Here is a 17646-nt window from a genome sequence, read left to right as displayed (position 1 = left end):
CGTGTCCATCATACTGACAGGCGCGACGGATGGAGCCCACAGCGTTTCGTGGTGGCCCCAACGGGTACGATGAGTTGACCGTAACTCCACAAGATGGGCGCTTTCGACGTGACACCAGATTCCCAATGCGTGGTGTTGTTCACTAACTACTTCCCGTTCCACCGAGGGGAGGAGTACATCGAGACAGAGTTGCCGCACCTTGTGGAACGCTTCCGCAGGGTCATTATCGTCCCAGTGATGTATGAGCCCTGGATGGAGCAGACGCGCTCACTTCCGGCACGCGTGACGGTTGTGGCTGTCGACATGCCGAGCCGTACCTTGGCGCGCATCGGCGACGCTGCTCGCTACCTGCCGAGCGCGATACGGTCGGGTTGGCTCCGCGGGGTAGGAAAGCGCCATCCTGCCAGGCTCGCGTACGACTCCTACTTCACCACTAGGTCCATTGCCTTCTGGTATCGGGCTAGGCGACGGGTGCTTGCTGCTGTGGGGCCCACGGATAGTGTCGCAATCTACTCCTACTGGCTTTATGTGACTGCCTTTGCAGCAATTCTGCTAGAGCAGGAGTTGGGCTCCCGAGCGACGGCCGTCGTGTCCCGCGCCCATCGATATGATGTGGTGGTTTCTGCGAGTCCCTTGAAGTTCCTTCCACAGAGGGCGGCACTCGTTGGCGGACTTGATCGCGTTTACCCAGTGTCACGAGAGGGTCGGGCGGCCATCCTGCACGACGTGCCGGATGCTGCACACAAGGTGAATGTGCGGCGATTAGGGGTTCTTGGGCCGGCAGAATTGCACTCTAGGTCAAATGATCCCTTTGAGATTGTCTCGTGTTCTTCGCTGAAGTCAGTCAAGCGCGTACCGCTCATCGTGGATGCGTTGGCAATTTTAGCGGCCAACGCAGTTCCGTTCCATTGGACGCATTTCGGCGGTGACGGGGACGCACTCGAGAAGCTTCGAGGTGAAGTAAGTGAAAAGCTTCCGTCGGGAGCTTGGTCGCTGCGGGGTCATGTGTCCAACGCCGAGGTGCTGGCCCACTACGCGTCGCACCCTGTATCCGTGTTCGTAAATGTTTCTCAGTCGGAGGGGGTCCCCGTTTCGATCATGGAGGCATTTGCAAATGCGGTTCCAGTCCTTGCGACCGCGGCGGGCGGGTCTGCAGACATCGTGGAGGATGGCCAGAACGGTGTATTGCTGCCCGTTGAGGTCGGGGCTGACGAGGTCGCACGTGCATTGAGCGAGCTGGCACAGCTGTCCGACTCAGGGTTCCAGGAGTTGAGCGAGGGTGCTCGGGCGTCCTGGCAGTCGGGTTGGTCTGCTGACCAGGTCTACGCAGAGTTTGCAGACGAATTGGTGCGGCTCAGGCGCTGAGGTTGGTGTCTTCGGTCGAATTGCGGGGATGGCGCAACGGGTTCCCAAGTCTGGTATGGGCGACCAAAAGAACGGTGGCTGCGAGGATTGGTATTGCGATGAGGCTTGGTAGCGCAAAGGGGTCGACGAGCGGTTGCACGAAGCTGGCGCGCGGAACGAACAACGCCCCCTTGAGAAGCATGAGCGTAATTACTGTCGGGATGAAGCGGCCGTTGAGGGCACTGCTCGCGCGAACTAAGAGTAATCCATAGACTATCGATCCGAGAATGACACCGGCGATGCCGAAATCAAGGAGTAGCTCGGCGACGTAAGTCGACCCGTAGCCGACGCCGCGTACGTAGTCGACTGGTGCGATGAGATAACTGATCGTGTGGGAGAGTTGGTGGCCATTGAGTGCTCGATCCGCCGTCTGCCCTTGTAGCGCTGGCGGCGTCCCACCCGTTACAAGGGCACTGATTCGTTGCGCCGACTCGATGAAAGGTCCAAAGCTATACCAACGATCCTTGGGCATCCATGCTGAGTACTCTTGGCTGTAGACCAGGACTTGGATCGTCACGCCTTGGGCTCGTATGAAGTCGAAGATCGGCGAAAGGAAGCCTTCCGACGAGCCGACAACGCGCCCTCGTGCGGCGCCAAGGTTGTTCATCAGTGCTAGCACGAATGGGCTTCCGACCAGCACACCGATTATGCCGCCACGCGTGAACCATTTTTCACCGAGGCTGACCTGGCGGTAATAGGCATACATCATCACGACGGTCGTGTTCAAGATGAAGTCTGATCGCACGAGTGTGATTAGACTAAAAGCGCCAACGAAGAGGTATATGGCACATGCCAGGATGGCGCCGCGCCGATTAGGTCGTGCTGCGAGATAGGAGAAGAATGAGAGATGGAAGAGGGCGCTCAGGGCTCGGATATAAAGTGGTGCGCCAGCGGCTGAAAGTCGGCCTTCGAAGAATCCAACATCGCCCATGGCACTGGCAGTGGACCAGGTGTTGTACAGCTCAACAGGCAACGTGAGAACGAGCAAGACGGCCGCCGCGCGGCGGATGGCCGGGTCAAGGGGGCGCGCGACTGGGTTGCGAACCTCTCTTGTACGCCCTGCAACCAGCCACCCCGTGAGGAGCCCAGCCAGTCCAAGAAAGAGAATTGCATTTGTGTGCGCGAGGTCGTTTGGTCCTGGGGCGCCTGTTCCTAAGACGCCGCGCTCATCGTCTGGTGTTCCAGTAAACAGATTAAGCGTTTGGCGGCCGAGCAGAAAAAGGCTATAGCAGAGGGTGAAAGCAAGGAGCGCGAACGAGCGTTGTCGGTCGATCCAGAAGACGGTGATTGCGACAACCGCCATGGCAGCGGTGGCGAGCGTAGAAATCTCCGCCGACGATTGATTTACGCCGTAGATGAGGGTGGTTAACGTGGCAAATGTGCCGAAAAGGGCAATTGCGACACCAGCAATTGATTTCGGTTCTGCTGCAGCACGGCGGCCTTGCATCGCGCCTGCCCGCGGTAGGAGCACCTTAGCCATTCCGGTGCAGACCCTTCTGCGAGCCCACACGAACGAAGGTTCGTGCCAGGATCCAAAGGTCCATCCGGAGCGTGCACTCGTCGACATAGCGGGCGTCGTTTGCAAAACGTTCAGCAAGGCTCGCTGAGTTGCGGTTGATCGCCTGGTCGAGACCGGTGATGCCCGGGCGCACCTCGAAGCGGCGCAGAGCCAGCTCGTCATAACGGTCGCGGTTGCCGGTCGGGCTCGGGCGCGGTCCCACGAAGCTCATGTCGCCTCTGAGGACGTTCAGGATCTGCGGAAGCTCGTCGACTGAAGTCTTGCGGAGGATCGCGCCGACCTTTGTCACCCGAGGATCGTCGGTCGAATTGAAGGTCGAGCCGTCCGCATTGCGGATGTCGGCGGCGTTCACGGTCATGCTGCGAAACTTGTACATCGTGAATTCGCGCAGCCCGGCGCCGACACGGGTCGAGCGATAGATGGCGGGGCCGCCGTCACGTCGCACGGCGGGTGCCGCCACAAGTGACGCGACGCCGAGCACGGGCAGACCCACGACAGCGAGGGTGATGTCGAGCATCCGCTTTCCGTGGTTGCGGTAGAAGGTCATCGCTTCGTTCCCCTTCGCTTCGCGATGTCGAGCATTCCGTGGGTGATGTCGTACTCGGCCGCATACCCGAGCGTGGAGGCTGCGTGATCGAGATCCATCGCGGTGCTGCCGTCGCCGCTGGCCGGCGACTCTTGGTCGTCGAGTGTGCTGTGACCTCCGAACGCTTCGATGGCAGCTCGGGCGATCGTCCCCATGCTGACGGGCGCACCCGACCCGATGTTCACTGGCCCGGTCGTTGCAACGGAAAGTGTCTGTCGGATCGCGTGACACACGTCGGCGACATACACCATGTCGCGGGTGCGGCGCGAGTCACCGGTAACCGTGATGGGTTGACCCGCCTCTGCCATCCGAATGAAGCGGTTCACGGCGTAGTCGTTGTCCTCGTCGTCCGTGTACACATGGCCGATTCGAAGCGACGCTGTGCTCAATCCGCGGCGGGCAGCTCGTTCCATGAGATCTTCGCCGATCAACTTGCTGTGGCCGTATGACGTCGCCGGCACAGGGCGGCCATTCTCGAGCCACGGAGGGGTGCCGGAGTAGACGGAGATGGAACTTGCCAAGACAAGGCGGTGCACCCCGGCCGTTGCCGCCGCGGCGATGAGGTTCTCGGTGGCCGAGATGCTCGGGTAGAAGGCTTCCAACGAGTCGGCTGGTGTGCGACGCCAAGCAAGGTGGACAACGGCATCGGCATCGGCAAGGTGAGAGGCTAAGGCGGCGGTGCTGTAAGTGGTCGCGACAACGCCCTCGGACGCGGCGGCGGTGCGCCCGAGCACGACGACGTCGTCGCCACCCGCGCGGAGTTCGCCGACGAGGCGGCGTCCGACCGCACCCGAACCCCCAGTGACAACTACTCGCATCAGTCGCGAGGTCCGATCCGGTAGCCGATCTTGTCGAACCGGCCGTTGACTGGACGCACGATATCGCCGGGCTCGAAGTAGCGGATGATGTCGGAGCGGTCGTAGGCGGCCGCGGTGCCCGGCACCGCACAGACGAAATCGATTCCGAACGTGCCGCGAGGCGTGGTGCTCAGGGGGGTGGGTGCTGTGTCGTTGAGCAGGTGGTCCCACAGCCTGTCGAGCAGATCCACACCATAGGTGTCGCGGATCAGCTGCCAGATGTGGCAGCCGTCGAGCCTCGGGCTGATCTCGACGAGCTTCGGGCCGTCGGTTGTCGCCTTCACCTGCGCGTAGACGGGGCCCTCGGTGATGCCGAGGACCCGCGCCGCGGAGAGCGCCATCTCCGACGCTGCCGCCGCGTGCGCTCCGTCGACAGTTGTGGGCGGCATCGTGTGTCCGCTGACCAAGCCGACGTGCTGTGGCCATACGTGGCGGTCGCTGACCGCGGAGAAGACTGGTTTTCCATCGACGAAGTACCCGTTGACCGAGATCTCCGGGCCTTCCAACCATGTCTCCACGATCGCGGTCTCGGTGCGGGACGCGGCCTGTGCGGTCGCGACTGCCTGAGCGATGTCGCCGTCGTCAACGCGCGCGATGCCGCGCTGCCCCTGCGAGTCCGCGGGTTTGACCATCACCGAGCCGGTGACGTCCGGGAGTGGGTCGCCGGTGGACACCCGGGCGAACCATGGGTTACCGACGAAGTGATGCTCGGCCAGTGCGCTGCGCATCATCGTCTTGTTGTTGCATACTCGTGCAAACTGCTCGCCCACGAAATAAGGCAGTCCGAGGTTTTCGCCGACCCAGCCGACGACGGGCATGGCGATGTCGGATCCAACCGAGTAGACCAGCTCGATTCCGTGCGCACGGACGTACTCGGCGAGATGGTCCAATTCCGTGAACGAGAAGTCCGCGTTCGCGTCAGCGAGAGGTGTCGCAGGACCAGCCGCGGCGGCACAGACGTGCACTTCATGGCCATGTGACTTGGCAGAGACAACGGCGTCAGCCTGCACGGCGGCGGCGCCGAGGATGAGGACCTTGGCCATCAGACGTCGACCTTCGCAGCGTGGGCGGTCGCGGCCTCGGCAACACTGCGACCGACGCGATCGACGTCGTCGTCGGTCAACAGCGTGTGAAGGGGGAGTGTGATTGCGCGGCGGAAGAACTCCACTGCGTGTGGGGTGTCTTCCGGCTTCCACCCAAGCTGCTGATACGCGGTGAGGAGACTCAACGGCTTGTAGTGGACGTTGGTCGAAATGCCGGCGTCGGACAACTCATTGATGATCTGGTTGCGGTGCGACTCGTCGGCGGCTTCGAGGAACGCGATCGCGAGGTGCGCTGACGATTGTCCAGCAGCGAAGTGGTCGATGAGTTCGATGGGACTGTCGGCGAGCAACTCGGCGTACCGGTGAAGCACCGCACGGCGGCGCGCCAGCATCTCTGGCAAGCGGGCCAACTGCGAAACGCCGAGCGCCGACTGGATGTCGGTCATGTTCGCTTTCTGGCCGAGTTCGACGATGTCGTAGTCCCACGAACCACCCTTGCTCTTCTGCAGGGCGTCCTTGGTCTGACCGTGCAACGTGCCACGGCGCAACGAACTGTAGAGGTCGGCGTCGGTGGAGCCCAGGCGTTGCGCGTCGGCCCATGTGATCGCGCCTCCCTCGCCGGTTGCGAGGTTCTTGACCGCGTGGAAGGAATAGCACGTGAAGTCGGCCAGCGTGCCGACCGGGCTGGAATCGCCTGCGGCTCCGACCGAGTGGGCGGCATCGGCAACCACCGCCACACGACCGAGCGCCTCCTGCATCGGCGAGCTCGGGGAAAACTCGTCGGAGCGTGCGGCAACCAGTTCCGTGATCGCGGCGTGGTCGGCTGGGATGCCGGCCAGGTCGACCGGAATCACGGCCTTTGTCCGTGGTGTGATCGCCGACTCGACGTCTTCGGGGCGTAGGTGCGGAGTCTGCCCGCGAGTGTCGACAATGACCGCGCGCGCACCGACGTGGTGCACCACGCTGGCCGTGGCCGTGTAGGTGTAGGCCGGAACAATGACCTCATCGCCGGGTCCGATGCCCAGCCCCCTGAGTGCGGCTTCCATCCCCGCAGTTGCGGACGCCAATGCAACGGCGTCTGCCGTTCCCGAGACGTCGGCAAGCCCGACTTCGAACTGACGCGTGCGGGGACCCGTCGTGATCCAGCCGGAGCGAAGAACGTCAGCGACTGAAGCAATGTCCTCTTCGCGGATGTCCGGCGGTGAGAACGGAATCGGTTTCAGAGCCATGGTTTCGTTTCGTTTCGGCCGAGTCAGGCTAGGTGTGAGGGGGGTTCGGTGTTGAACTCAGGATGCAGTGCCGGGTCGGTGTGGCCGTTGCTCTCGCGCAGCATCCACAGGAAAGCCTCGTTCCCAGTCTCAGGTCGTGCCTGATCGACTGCTTCTCGCCAGATCGATGGCACCTCGACGTGATTGACCAACGCGTGCTCCGACTTCTGGATGTCTTCCCCAGGGGTGAAGAGTTCTTCGCTCATCTTCTCGCCCGGGCGCAGACCCGTATAGATAATCTCGATGTTCTTCTTGCCCGACAGGTCGATGAGGGTCTTGGCCATCTCGACGATCTTCATCGGGGTGCCCATCTCAAGCACCATCACCTCGCCGTCCTTGCCGATCGCCGCGGCCTGGAGCACGAGTTGGCAGGCCTCGGGGATGAGCATGAAGTAACGCTCGACGTCGGGGTGAGTCACGGTCACCGGGCCACCACGCTCGATCTGAGCGGTGAACGCGGTGATTACCGAGCCGCGCGAACCGAGAACGTTGCCGAAACGCACGCTCACGTAAGTGCCGCTGTCGAGCGATGCGAAGCCGGCGGTGAGCCGCTCAGCGAGACGCTTGCTGTAACCGAGCACACAGGAGGGGTTGGCAGCCTTATCGGTGGAAATGTTGACGAATGTCTCTACACCGATGGCACGGGCGGCGGTCAGCACGTTGAGCGTGCCGAGCACGTTCGACTTCCAGCCCTCCAGCGGGTATTGCTCCAGCAACGTGAGGTGCTTCAGCGCCGCGGCGTGGAAGACCACCTCGGGGCGCTCGTGTTCAAACACCTCGCGCAGTGCTTCGGGGTCGCGGATGTCGCAGAGGGCCAGCGTGCCGTCGTCGAGCAGCGCACGACCGGTCATGCTCATCTGGGTGGCATGCAGGGCCGACTCATCACGGTCGAGCAACACCAGCTTGGCGGGGGAGAACTTCATCAACTGACGACACAGTTCCGAGCCGATCGACCCACCGGCGCCGGTGACCAGCACCCGTTTGCCCGTGATCGCCTTCATGATCGCGTCGGCGTCGAGCTCCACCCGACCGCGGCCGAGTAGGTCTTCCAGGTTGAGCCGGCGCAGATCGGCGGCGCTGGGCGCGCCGAGCAGGCTGTCGAGTCGCGGCATCACCAGCAGGTCGAGGTTGGCGCGGCGAGCCGCATCACGCACCGACGAGACGGTGTCGGCGGACGCCGACGGGATCGCCAGCACGAGCTTCTGCGCGCCGGTCTGCTGCGCCACCTCTTGGAGGCGTGAACCATTGCCTCGGATGCGCACACCGTCGATCTTCAACCGCCGCTTGCGGGGGTCGTCGTCGAGCACCGCCACCGGCACGAAGGGCTTCGCAGCGTTGCGTTCGGTCTGCAGCGCGCGGATCAGCTGACGGCCGCCGTCGCCCGCGCCGTAGACGATCACCGGCACGCTCTCGTCGGGCGCCGCGGTCTGACCCCAGCGGTACGAACGGATGATGAACCGGATCGCGAACATACCGGCGACCGCGAAGAAGGGCGCGGTGAAGGGCAGGCTGCGCGGGATCGTGAGCCAGTGGAAGGGCAAGATCACCAGCGCCAGCACCACCATGCTCAACACGCCGCCACGAGCGACGTCGGCGGTCTCCTCGAAGGAGCCGCGCTTGTGGCCCACCCGATAGGGACCGACCAGGAAGCCGGCGATCAGATGGACAACGACGGCGAGCGCGGCGAACTTCGCGACGTGGCCGCCGTTCGCCTCCTTGAAGTTGAGGTCGAAGCGGATCCACGCCGCCAGATAGGCGGCCAAGACGACGACGACAGAGTCGATTCCTGCCCAACCGAGCTGCACCAGCCATTCGCGTCGGCTGCGGTTCCCCTTGAAACCGTTCACGTCAGTTGTCCGCCTTGCCGCCGATGAGTCGGCGGTCCTTCCGCGAGGTGCCCAGGTCTTCGGGGGCGTATTGGTAGCGGTAGTCGTAGTAACGCCCACCCTTCTTGCGCGGGATCTTGTTGAGCACAATCCCGAGCTTGGTGGCGTTGACCCGGTCGAGCGAGTCGAGGGCGGCCTGCAACTGGTCGGTGGTGACGTCACCGCTGGCCGCCACTACCAGCGTGCCGTCGGTGATGGCGCCGAGGATGGCGGCGTCGGTCACCGGCAGCAGCGGGGGAGCGTCGATGATGATGTAGTCGAACACGTCCTTGAGATCGTCGAGCACCTTCCGCATGGCGTCACTGCCGAGCAGCTCACTCGGGTTCGGCGGAATTTGGCCGGCACCGACCACGCCGAGCTCGTGCTCGCCGAAGCGCTGCACGACGTCCTTGAGTTCTGCGCGGTCGATCAACACGTCGGTGATGCCGACCGCGCCTTCCATGCCCAGGTAACGAAGCAGACGCGGACGACGAAGGTCGCCCTCGATCAGCACCACCTTCGCGCCGGCCTCGGCCATGGTGAGCGCGAGGTTGGCGGTCGTGGTGGTCTTGCCCTCGCCGGCCAGGGAGGACGTCATCACGATGACCCGCGGGTGCTTCGCGACGTTGACGAACTGGAGGTTCGTGCGCAACGAACGGAACGCCTCCGAGCGGGAGGAGTGCGGGTCGGCCTGCACGATCAACGGGTGCTTCGGTGCATCGGCATCGAACGGGATTCCGCCGATCACGGAGATGTCGGTGAGCTCCTCGACGTCGTCCTTGGAGCGGATACGGTTGTCGAACCGCTCGCGCAGGACGGCGATCGCGAGGCCGAGCAGCAGACCGAGGATGATGCCCAAAGCGAGGTTACGCATCGGCTTCGGGTTCACCGCCGCGTCGTTGACCGTCGGGCTCTGCACCAGCGTCACCTTGACCGGGCTCGGCTTGTCGGCCGAGACGCGCTCCAGATCGGCGACGGTGCCGGGGAAGACCTCGCCGATCGCCTTCGCGGTCTTGAAGGCGTCCTCGGGCTTGCGGTCGGTCACCGCAACGTCGATGAGCACCGTGTCGGGCGGCACCGTCGAGGTCACCTTGCCCGCGAGTCCGGAGCCGTTCTCGGCGGTGCCGGCCTTCTCCGCTGCAGCGTCGAGCACCTTCGGCGACTTCAGCAACTGGGTGTACGACTTCACCCGCGCCTGGGAGAACGTACTACCCTGGGCGAGTTGGGCGTTGCCCGAAGCGTCCGAGGTCGAGACGAAGAACTGAACCTTCGACTGATAGGTCTTCGGCGTCAGCGCCGTCATCAGAGCTGCGAGCCCCACGACGATCAGTGCTGTGGTGACGATCGTGCGCCACCTCTTGCGAAGAACCCGAAGATAGCTTTGAAGATCCACGATGCCTCTCGATGTCCGGCGTACCCCTTGCGCGTTCGCCGCCCGGCCCATCTCAACTCGAGCTTCCGAACAAAACGCTTGGAGGCTACCGGGCAGGTCAACTGCTTGCCTAATCAACGGATTAAGAAAGTGTCACTATCCGCCAAGTCCCTGGGGGTGTAGGCCGTCCGGCGCCTACTTCGGCGGGTTCAACCTCCACGCGGACGCGGTCGGCGTCCGGACGCCGAGAGTCGCGTAGGGGCTCAGATCATTCGCGTGGGGACGCGTCGTCTCGACATAGACCCACCGGACGCCGAGGTCCCACAACCTGCGCTGTGCGTCCGCCGTGGGCGCCGCGATGAAGGTGTCGTTGAGTTCGAGGATCTCCGGCTTCCAGTAGTCGACGGTGATCGAGTCCCGGCCGTTCGGAGCAATCTGCGTGGCTCGTGGCGTGGCGGTCCATCCTTCGACGAGCATCTGCCGCTCGCTGAAAGCGCTGACCAGCCACCGGCGGCTGTCGCACCCACCGCGCGGCTCGCGCACCGTCTTGCAGTGACGGTTGGTCATAACCAGGTCGGTCGGCTCGGAGTGCTCCCGGATGTATCGCGCGGCACGCAGCATGCCGACCGTCGTCGCGTTCTGCGACGTCAAAGTGGCGGGCCGCTCGTCCGGCACCGGTACCGACTTGCGATAGGTATCGATCCACGAACCGGCGCCCGCGAATAGGCCGACTAGCGCGACCGTCGTCAGCGCGCCACGCCACCACTGCCGCCGCACCACCAACGCGCCGATCACAGCGGCCACGAGGACGACGACCGCGGCGATGGTGGTGATCTGCCAGAACTGGTCGTACTTGCGCGGCACGATGCGTCCGGTCCACATCAGGATGCCCTTGAAGAACACGAACGCTGCGACCGCGCTCAAGGCTCCGAGCAAGAGTGCGCGGCGGCGTCCGAGCGCCAGCCACAGCTGACGGGCACCGATGGCAGAACCGGTGGCAGCCAACGGAATTGCGGTCAGTGTGAAGTATCCCTGGCTGCGTCCGGGGTGGGAGAACAGGCCGAGAGCGGCGGCTCCGGCGATGGCGGCTCCGATGAGCACCCAGGAGACCGGGTCCATTCGGCTCTCGCGGCGGAACGGCAACGCGAAGGCGAGCGCCGCACGGGTCAGAGCCGCGATGATGACGGCGGCGGAGACGAACAGCACCTGCTCGCGCGAAGCCACACCACCGATCACCGACGACAGGCTGGTCTGCTTCGCAGAGTTGGTGACACCGAGCTTCAGACCGGCCACCGACCCGTGGAAGACGACGACCATCGTCACGATGAGCGAGACCCCGATGACCACGGCGTCGCGAACCACCGGCCAGAACATCGGCCGGTTCCAGATCAGCATTGCGGCTGCGGCGAGGCCGAGACCGGCGATCACCACAGGGGAGGTCGACCCCTTCGTCCCGGTCGCGATCACGGTCAGCCAGGGAATCAACCAGAAGGCACCCCGCAGTGCTTCGCCGCGCCATCTGGTGGCAAGCACCAGCACCATCGCGACCAGGGTCGGGATGCCGAGGCCGAGGGTGGGCGACAGGGGGGTGATCGGCAGTTGCAGGCCGAGCAGGCCCCACGGTTGACCGTTGCCGACCAGCATCGAGAACGCGGCCGACAGCGCGCCGACGCCCGGGCTTCCGCTGAGGCGCAGGCCCAGGACGGCGATGCTCGCCACGGCGACGATCGGCATGATCGCGGGCAGGAAGCGCATCAGGACGTGATCGAGGGGGACGCCGGACGTTGCCGTCACGTGCGCCATCCAGGCGTGCGCGAACCACTGATAGCCGAGGTCCTCACCGGCCACCGTCGGCCAGCTCACCGGACCACGGGTCAGGATCTGCGCGGCCAACGCCTGGTGGAGGTAGGTGTCGATGTACGGCGTCCACGGCTTGTCCGACCACAGCAGGTTCTGCTTGAAGTACGACTCGGTCTGCGGGTAGGCCGCGAGCGTCATCAACCCCAGTGCCGGTCCCAGCCACCACGGCAACGGCGACCAGCGCGCTTCCAGCACCCGGCGACGCAGCACGGGGACAGCGGCGAAAACCGCCACGAACAGCAGCGGGACGACGTACGCCGGGATGCGCGAGTGCACCAGCCCGGCGATGGTCTGAGCAGGCACGGCGATCGCGAAGCCCATCGCGAAGCCCATCGCGAGGTCCTCGAGCAGCCAGCCGTTGCGCGGGCGGATCGCACGCCAGACCATCGCACCCGGCAGCACCTGGAACACGCCCGTCGCGGCCGCCGCCTTCACCAGGCTGCCGATCGGCAACTGGTCCATCACCGCCCAGGTCACCCAACCCAGCAGCGCGAGCAACAAGGTCGCGTAGGTGATCAGGGAGCCGAGGCCGGCTCCGGCGCGGGTGGCCTGCGTTCGGGCAGTCACGTGAGGGTGCCTCCGGCAATGGGGTGCGACGGGCTGGAGCGGGCAAGCAGTGTGGGCCCGCGAAGAACGCGGCCATCGTACGGTCTGTCGGCGCTACATCCCCGCAGGTGCTTGTTAGAGTCGCATCGCATTTCGCGCAGGCCGGCGCGTAAGCACAGACCGACAAGGACCTCTGCTGTGACCAACGCGCAGGACGCCTCGACGCCCGAAGGCGTCTACGAAAAGGGTTACTTCGAGACCCGCCTGGCTCAGGACGCCAACCGCGAGAAGGTGTGGGTGCACCTCGCCAAGCACTTCGCCACCTGGGTGCAGCCCGACCACGACGTGCTCGAACTCGGAGCCGGCTGGTGCGACTTCTCCAACAAGATCAAGGCCCGCCGCGTAGTCGCCATGGACATCGACGCCGTCGTCGAGCGTGCTGCTGCTGCGCACGTCGAGACCGCCGTCGGCGACTGCACCGACCTGAGCCGCTTCGAGGACAACTCCTTCGACGTCGTGTTCGCCTCCAACCTGGTCGAACACCTCGAGCGTGACCAGTCCAACCGCTTGCTGGACGAGGCCCGCCGCGTGCTGCGTCCCGGTGGACGCCTGATGCTCATGCAGCCGAACTTCCGGCTTAACCCGGGCCGGTACTTCGACGACTACACCCACGTCGCGATCTTCACCGACCAGTCACTGTCGGACTACCTGGTCTCCCGCGGCTACGCCATCGAGGAGATGCACGCCAAGTTCATGCCGCTGACGATGAAGTCGTCCGGCGCGAACCTCACCTTCCTGGTGCCGTTCTACCTCCGCTCGCCGATCAAGCCGCTCGCCGGGCAGATGCTCGTCGTCGCGAATCCCGCTGACTGACAACCGAATTCGACAAGGACTCACACGTGTTCAACGGCCAGACGCTCTCCGTCGTCCTCCCGACCTACAACGAGAAGGACAGCATCGCGGAGTGCATCCGCAAGTTCGAGGCGATTCCCGAGGTCGACGAGGTCATCGTCGTCAACAACAACGCCGCCGAGGGCACCTCCGATGAGGTCGCCACCACCGGTGCTCGCGAGGTCATCGAGACGACCCAGGGTTACGGCGCGGCGATCCAGCGCGGACTGCGCGAGGCCGACACCGACCTGGTCGCCGTCTGCGAGCCTGACGGCACGTTCGACCCGGACGACCTGCGCAAGCTGCTCGCGTTCCTTCCCGAGTGCGACCTGGTGGTGGGTTCGCGTACCGTCCAGAACTTCATCTGGGACGGCTCGAACATGGGCTGGTTCCTGCGCTGGGGCAACTGGGCCGTCGCCAAGGGCATCGAGGTCAGCTACAACTCCGCCTACCTCTCGGACGTCGGTTGCACCTTCCGCGTCATGACCCGCAAGCACAAGGAGTACGTGCTCGAGCGCGCGACGCTGGACGGTTCGGCGTTCGGCCTGGAGATGCTGCTCATCGGTGTGATGAGTGGGCACAAGTACGTGCAGGTGCCGGTCAACTACCTGCCGCGCGTGGGGGAGTCCTCGGTGACCGGCGACTTCAAGAAGACCCTCGACCTCGGGTTCGAGATGATGGGCCTCGCGGCGAAGATGCGGTTGAAGCGCAACAAGATTCGCGCCGGCCAGGTGGATCGAACGCCACGCTCACACTGAGACCGGCGTGTGGTGTCGATCGCCGGCTGGGCACCTACTCGACCAGCGATTTGTTGTTGAAGACGTGCTGGCGGTAGGCCCAGAATCGGAACCCTGTGGCGAGTACGAGGCCGATGCCGTTGGCGGCGATGTTGTCGGCGATCGGTGAGGTGAAGCCGAGCACGTAGTGCGAGACCCACAGGCAGCCGAGCGAGATACCCATCCCGACCAGCGCGACGCCGCAGAACCATGCGAACTCGTGGTGCTTCTCCTCGCGGCGGGTTTGTCTGAAGGTCCAGTAGCGGTTGCCGACCCACGCCACGATCGTCGCCGCGAACGACGACAGCAGTTTGGCGAGCAGCACGTACTCGTGCATCACGCCCTCGCCGCCCGGTCCACCGAAGCGCAACAGGTTGAACCCGCCGACGTCGACGATCAGGCCGAGCAGGCCGACCACCCCGAACCGCATCAACTGCGGCACCAGACCGAGCAGACGTGCCCCGAGCGAACGCTGGGCGGGGGTCTGGGTCACGGTCACGAGCTTCCTTCGGGGGCGGATAGGCGCGGCAACTCTAGCAACCGGCCTCGTCCGGATCGCCGTGCCGACTCCCCGACGCGGCGACGGGTCCTCGAATGAAACGGGCTGCCCGAACCGTGATCTGCCGATTGTGCTGAAACGGGGTACACCGGCCTGCCTTTGCCACTAGCGTCCGCCATGCTCAGCGGTTCGTCACGGTCAGGGATGACGACCGCTCAAGGGAAAGCGAACCCCATGCGTACCAAGAAACTCGCCACCGTCGTCGTCTCGATCGTCGCTGCCACGTCCTTCCTCGCCGCCACCCCGGACGCCGGGGCGACCGCGTCCGACCCCACCGGCAAGTACCACGCGGTGACGCCCTCGCGCATCGCCGACAGTCGCACCGGCTGGGCGCTGCCGATGGGCGGGGTGCGGCAGGACACGTCCGCTTCGCTGGCGGTGGCCGGCCGCGGCGGGGTCCCGGGTTCCGGGGTGCAGGCAGTCGTCGTCAACATCACCGCGATCGACCCGACGTCCGGCGGTTGGGTGACCGCGTACGCGGGCGGCGCGACGAAGCCGTGGACCTCCGTTCTCACCTACCCGAAGGGCTGGACCGGCGCGACGACGGCCACGGTCCCGGTCGGTGCGGACGGGACGATTCGACTCGCCGCCGGAGGCGCATCGGTGCAGTTGGCCGTCGACGTGCTCGGCTGGTTCGCCGCTTCGTCCTCGACCGTCGCCGCGGGATCGCTCTACACCGTCAACGAGCCCGAGCGTTGGTTCGACAGCCGCTACGAGGTCGGTGGCTCCCGTCTCGCGCCGGGTGAGGGTATCGGAATCCCGTTGTCGCTCAACGAATCCGGTGGCCGTCGCCTGACCGCCATGCAGTTCAACATGACCGCCACCGGCGGATACGACAGGGGCTGGTTCACCGCGTGGAGCGGTGCGGGCGAGCCGCCGTCGACCTCGTCGGTGAACTTCGTCGAGGCGGAGACCTCGGCCAATCTGGTCACCGTCCCCGTCCGCCGTATCGGTGCCGACCCCGCCAGGCCCGGCTACGGCCAATACGCGGTGCACTTCGAGAACACCTCGAACTCCAGCGCGCACCTGATCCTGGACGCGGTCGGCAGCTTCGTCACCGACCCGGGGAACATCGGCACCGTGCGGGTGCCGGTCGGGCCGACCCGCATCGGCGACACCCGCACCGGGTTGCGCTTCCCGCAGGCGAAGGTCGGCGCGCAGCAGACCGTCAGTGCCGCGGTTCCGAGCACGGTCGACTCCGACCGAACGCATTCCTTCGAGGGCGTCCTCACCGCCGCGAACCCCACCCGGGCGACCTTCCTCACCCTCTTCGGCGCCGGCGAGGCCAGGCCGACGACCAGCATGCTCAACACGAAGGCGGCACACAACCGCTCGAACTCCTTCGTCTCCCTCCCCGGCTGTCTGAGCCCGTCCGGCGCGACGACGTGCACGCCGGGGCTGTCGGTCTTCAATCAGAGCGGTTCGGTCGACCTCGTCCTCGACATCACCGGACGCTTCGAGTTGACCGACGAGGCCATCGCGCAGGTCAAGACCCAGTCACCGGCTCGTAGCGGTGCAGCGCCGTCGCTCGGTCCGGTCGCCGGCAAACCCCACACCCTCAACTGAGCAATCAACGCAACCCTCGAGAAGAGATCAACATGAAGCTCTCCACAGTCGTCTCCGTCTGCACCGCGGCCGTGCTCACCGGCACCGCCTTGGCGGCCGCGCCTGCACAGGCTGCCGGCGCCGAGAACGCCGGTACCTACTACAACGCCACCCCCGGGCGCATCGCTGATTCGCGATATGGCACCGGCGGCATGCCGAAGGCGCGGCTGGTGACCGGATCATCGGTCTCGATCCCCGTCCTGGGTCGCTCGGGCGTGCCCGCCACCGGGGTGTCGGCCGTCGTCGTCAACCTGACCGCGATCAAGACCTCCACCTCCGGCTGGGTGACGGCGTACGCGTCGCGCACGGCCAAGCCGAATACCTCGAGCCTGAACTTCGGTGCGAACTGGACCGGGGCGACGACGTCCACCGTCGACGTCGGCGCCGACGGACGGATCAAGCTGGACGTCACCGGATCGCTCGACCTGGCTGTCGACATCATCGGCTATTACGGCAGCGCGTCCGGAACCGGTGCCGCCGGTGCGTCTTTCGTCCCGATGGACGGCATGAGGATGGTCGACACCCGCGAGACGGTCGCACTGCGTCCGGGACAGTCGGTGCGGGTGTCCTTGGGCGATTGGGACACGACCGACGGGATGGTGCCGCGCGCCGTCCGTACGAACGTCACCGCCCTGTCGTCCTCGGCGTCCGGTTGGCTGGCGACCTGGAGCGGCGTGGGGGCGGCTCCCGCGACCTCCACTGTCAACGTCGTCAAGGGAGAGGTCTCGCCCAACTCGACGGTCGTCGCGCTGAGCAAGGACAGCGCCGGAGAATACGGGTTCACCGTCAAGAACACCTCGAACACCACGATGCATGCACTCGTCGACACCGAGGGTCTGTACGTCACGTCGACCGATGGGCCCTTCTCGGTGCGCATCCCCACCGGACCCTCGCGGATCATCGACACCCGGTACGGCGTCGGCGCACCCAAGGTGAAGGTGGCCGCCGGACGAACCATCCGTCAGGCCGCACCGCAGCTGGACCGGATCTTCCCGCTCGGCTTCGAGGGCACCATCACCGGTGCCGCGCCGCTCGGTACGACCTGGCTCACCGCGTGGGGCGGTGACCCGTACCGTCCGACGACGTCCAGCCTCAACCTGGTCAAGGGCGTCAACCGGGCCAACGGGATGACGCTTTCCTACGGCATGCAGACCGAGGACGCCGACCCGGGCTTCGCGATCTACAACGCCGCCGCGGCCACCGACGTCATCGTCGACCGCACCGCGTACTTCGGCCTCACCATCGACATGCCCGCGTTCGCGGCCAAGCAGAAGGCGGCCGAGCAGGTCGTCGCTCGAGCGGCAGCCCGCCCGACGCGCTGATCGTTCTGCCGCGAAGTGGCTGCCCCGGAGCTCCGGGGCAGCCACTTCTGCATGATTTGGACGCATTCGGTGTGCCCGGTAGTCTTGACGCTCGTGCGTGGGCTCTGCCCTGCCTTCGGTATCGGCCCCAGGTCGCGCCGGGTTCATCAGGCCCACCACACGCTCTCGCCGGG

14 protein-coding genes are annotated in these 17646 nt (G+C 65.3%); 5 read left to right on the top strand and 9 right to left on the bottom strand.

The annotated features are described in order from the left end of the window. The first annotated feature begins 93 nt into the window (after positions 1–93). Entirely contained in the window at positions 94–1365 is a 1272-nt protein-coding gene (locus tag ACYU8W_RS13130; RefSeq protein WP_499469736.1) for a glycosyltransferase, read from the top strand. Here the strand turns inward: ACYU8W_RS13130 and ACYU8W_RS13125 are convergent. From ACYU8W_RS13125 to ACYU8W_RS13090, 8 genes are all read right to left on the bottom strand, one after another. After that, on the bottom strand, positions 1355–2884 hold the full coding sequence (locus ACYU8W_RS13125) for an O-antigen polysaccharide polymerase Wzy family protein (RefSeq protein WP_499469734.1): 1530 nt from the start codon (positions 2882–2884) through the stop codon (positions 1355–1357). The genes ACYU8W_RS13130 and ACYU8W_RS13125 overlap by 11 nt on opposite strands. Next, positions 2877–3470, bottom strand: coding sequence for a sugar transferase (locus ACYU8W_RS13120; RefSeq protein WP_499469733.1), 594 nt, complete (start codon positions 3468–3470; stop codon positions 2877–2879). The genes ACYU8W_RS13125 and ACYU8W_RS13120 overlap by 8 nt, the downstream gene beginning before the upstream one ends. Next, the gene (locus ACYU8W_RS13115; RefSeq protein ID WP_499469731.1) at positions 3467–4327 is read right to left on the bottom strand and encodes an NAD-dependent epimerase/dehydratase family protein; all 861 of its coding nucleotides are present in this window, start codon (positions 4325–4327) and stop codon (positions 3467–3469) included. Before ACYU8W_RS13115 ends, ACYU8W_RS13120 begins: the two co-directional genes overlap by 4 nt. Next, a complete protein-coding gene (locus ACYU8W_RS13110) occupies positions 4327–5409 on the bottom strand; it encodes an ATP-grasp domain-containing protein (protein WP_499469729.1) in 1083 nt (360 codons plus the stop codon). Before ACYU8W_RS13110 ends, ACYU8W_RS13115 begins: the two co-directional genes overlap by 1 nt. After that, positions 5409–6638: a DegT/DnrJ/EryC1/StrS family aminotransferase gene (locus ACYU8W_RS13105; RefSeq protein ID WP_499469727.1), complete on the bottom strand. Its 1230-nt coding sequence runs from the start codon at positions 6636–6638 to the stop codon at positions 5409–5411. The genes ACYU8W_RS13110 and ACYU8W_RS13105 overlap by 1 nt, the downstream gene beginning before the upstream one ends. A gap of 23 nt (positions 6639–6661) precedes the next feature. Beyond that, entirely contained in the window at positions 6662–8524 is a 1863-nt protein-coding gene (locus ACYU8W_RS13100; protein WP_499469725.1) for a polysaccharide biosynthesis protein, read from the bottom strand. A 1-nt stretch (position 8525) separates the two neighbouring features. Continuing rightward, the gene (locus tag ACYU8W_RS13095) at positions 8526–9935 is read right to left on the bottom strand and encodes a tyrosine-protein kinase domain-containing protein (protein ID WP_499469723.1); all 1410 of its coding nucleotides are present in this window, start codon (positions 9933–9935) and stop codon (positions 8526–8528) included. 174 nt (positions 9936–10109) lie between these two features. After that, positions 10110–12341, bottom strand: coding sequence for a hypothetical protein (locus tag ACYU8W_RS13090; protein ID WP_499469721.1), 2232 nt, complete (start codon positions 12339–12341; stop codon positions 10110–10112). Between the two features lie 177 nt (positions 12342–12518). On the opposite strand from ACYU8W_RS13090, the gene ACYU8W_RS13085 reads away from it, so the two are divergent. Continuing rightward, positions 12519–13193 carry a class I SAM-dependent methyltransferase gene (locus ACYU8W_RS13085; protein WP_499469719.1) on the top strand — a complete coding sequence of 225 codons (675 nt, stop codon included), beginning with the start codon at positions 12519–12521 and terminating at the stop codon, positions 13191–13193. Between the two features lie 26 nt (positions 13194–13219). Continuing rightward, positions 13220–13969 carry a glycosyltransferase family 2 protein gene (locus ACYU8W_RS13080; RefSeq protein WP_499469717.1) on the top strand — a complete coding sequence of 250 codons (750 nt, stop codon included), beginning with the start codon at positions 13220–13222 and terminating at the stop codon, positions 13967–13969. Between the two features lie 34 nt (positions 13970–14003). Here ACYU8W_RS13080 and ACYU8W_RS13075 read toward each other — a convergent pair whose 3' ends face one another. After that, positions 14004–14480 carry a GtrA family protein gene (locus ACYU8W_RS13075; protein ID WP_499469715.1) on the bottom strand — a complete coding sequence of 159 codons (477 nt, stop codon included), beginning with the start codon at positions 14478–14480 and terminating at the stop codon, positions 14004–14006. A gap of 240 nt (positions 14481–14720) precedes the next feature. On the opposite strand from ACYU8W_RS13075, the gene ACYU8W_RS13070 reads away from it, so the two are divergent. Continuing rightward, a complete protein-coding gene (locus tag ACYU8W_RS13070; RefSeq protein ID WP_499469713.1) occupies positions 14721–16112 on the top strand; it encodes a hypothetical protein in 1392 nt (463 codons plus the stop codon). 32 nt (positions 16113–16144) lie between these two features. Continuing rightward, the gene (locus tag ACYU8W_RS13065; RefSeq protein ID WP_499469711.1) at positions 16145–17473 is read left to right on the top strand and encodes a hypothetical protein; all 1329 of its coding nucleotides are present in this window, start codon (positions 16145–16147) and stop codon (positions 17471–17473) included. Positions 17474–17646 lie beyond the last annotated feature (173 nt).

Source organism: Yimella radicis (assembly GCF_054778255.1).
This window is presented reverse-complemented; position numbering and strand designations above follow the sequence as displayed.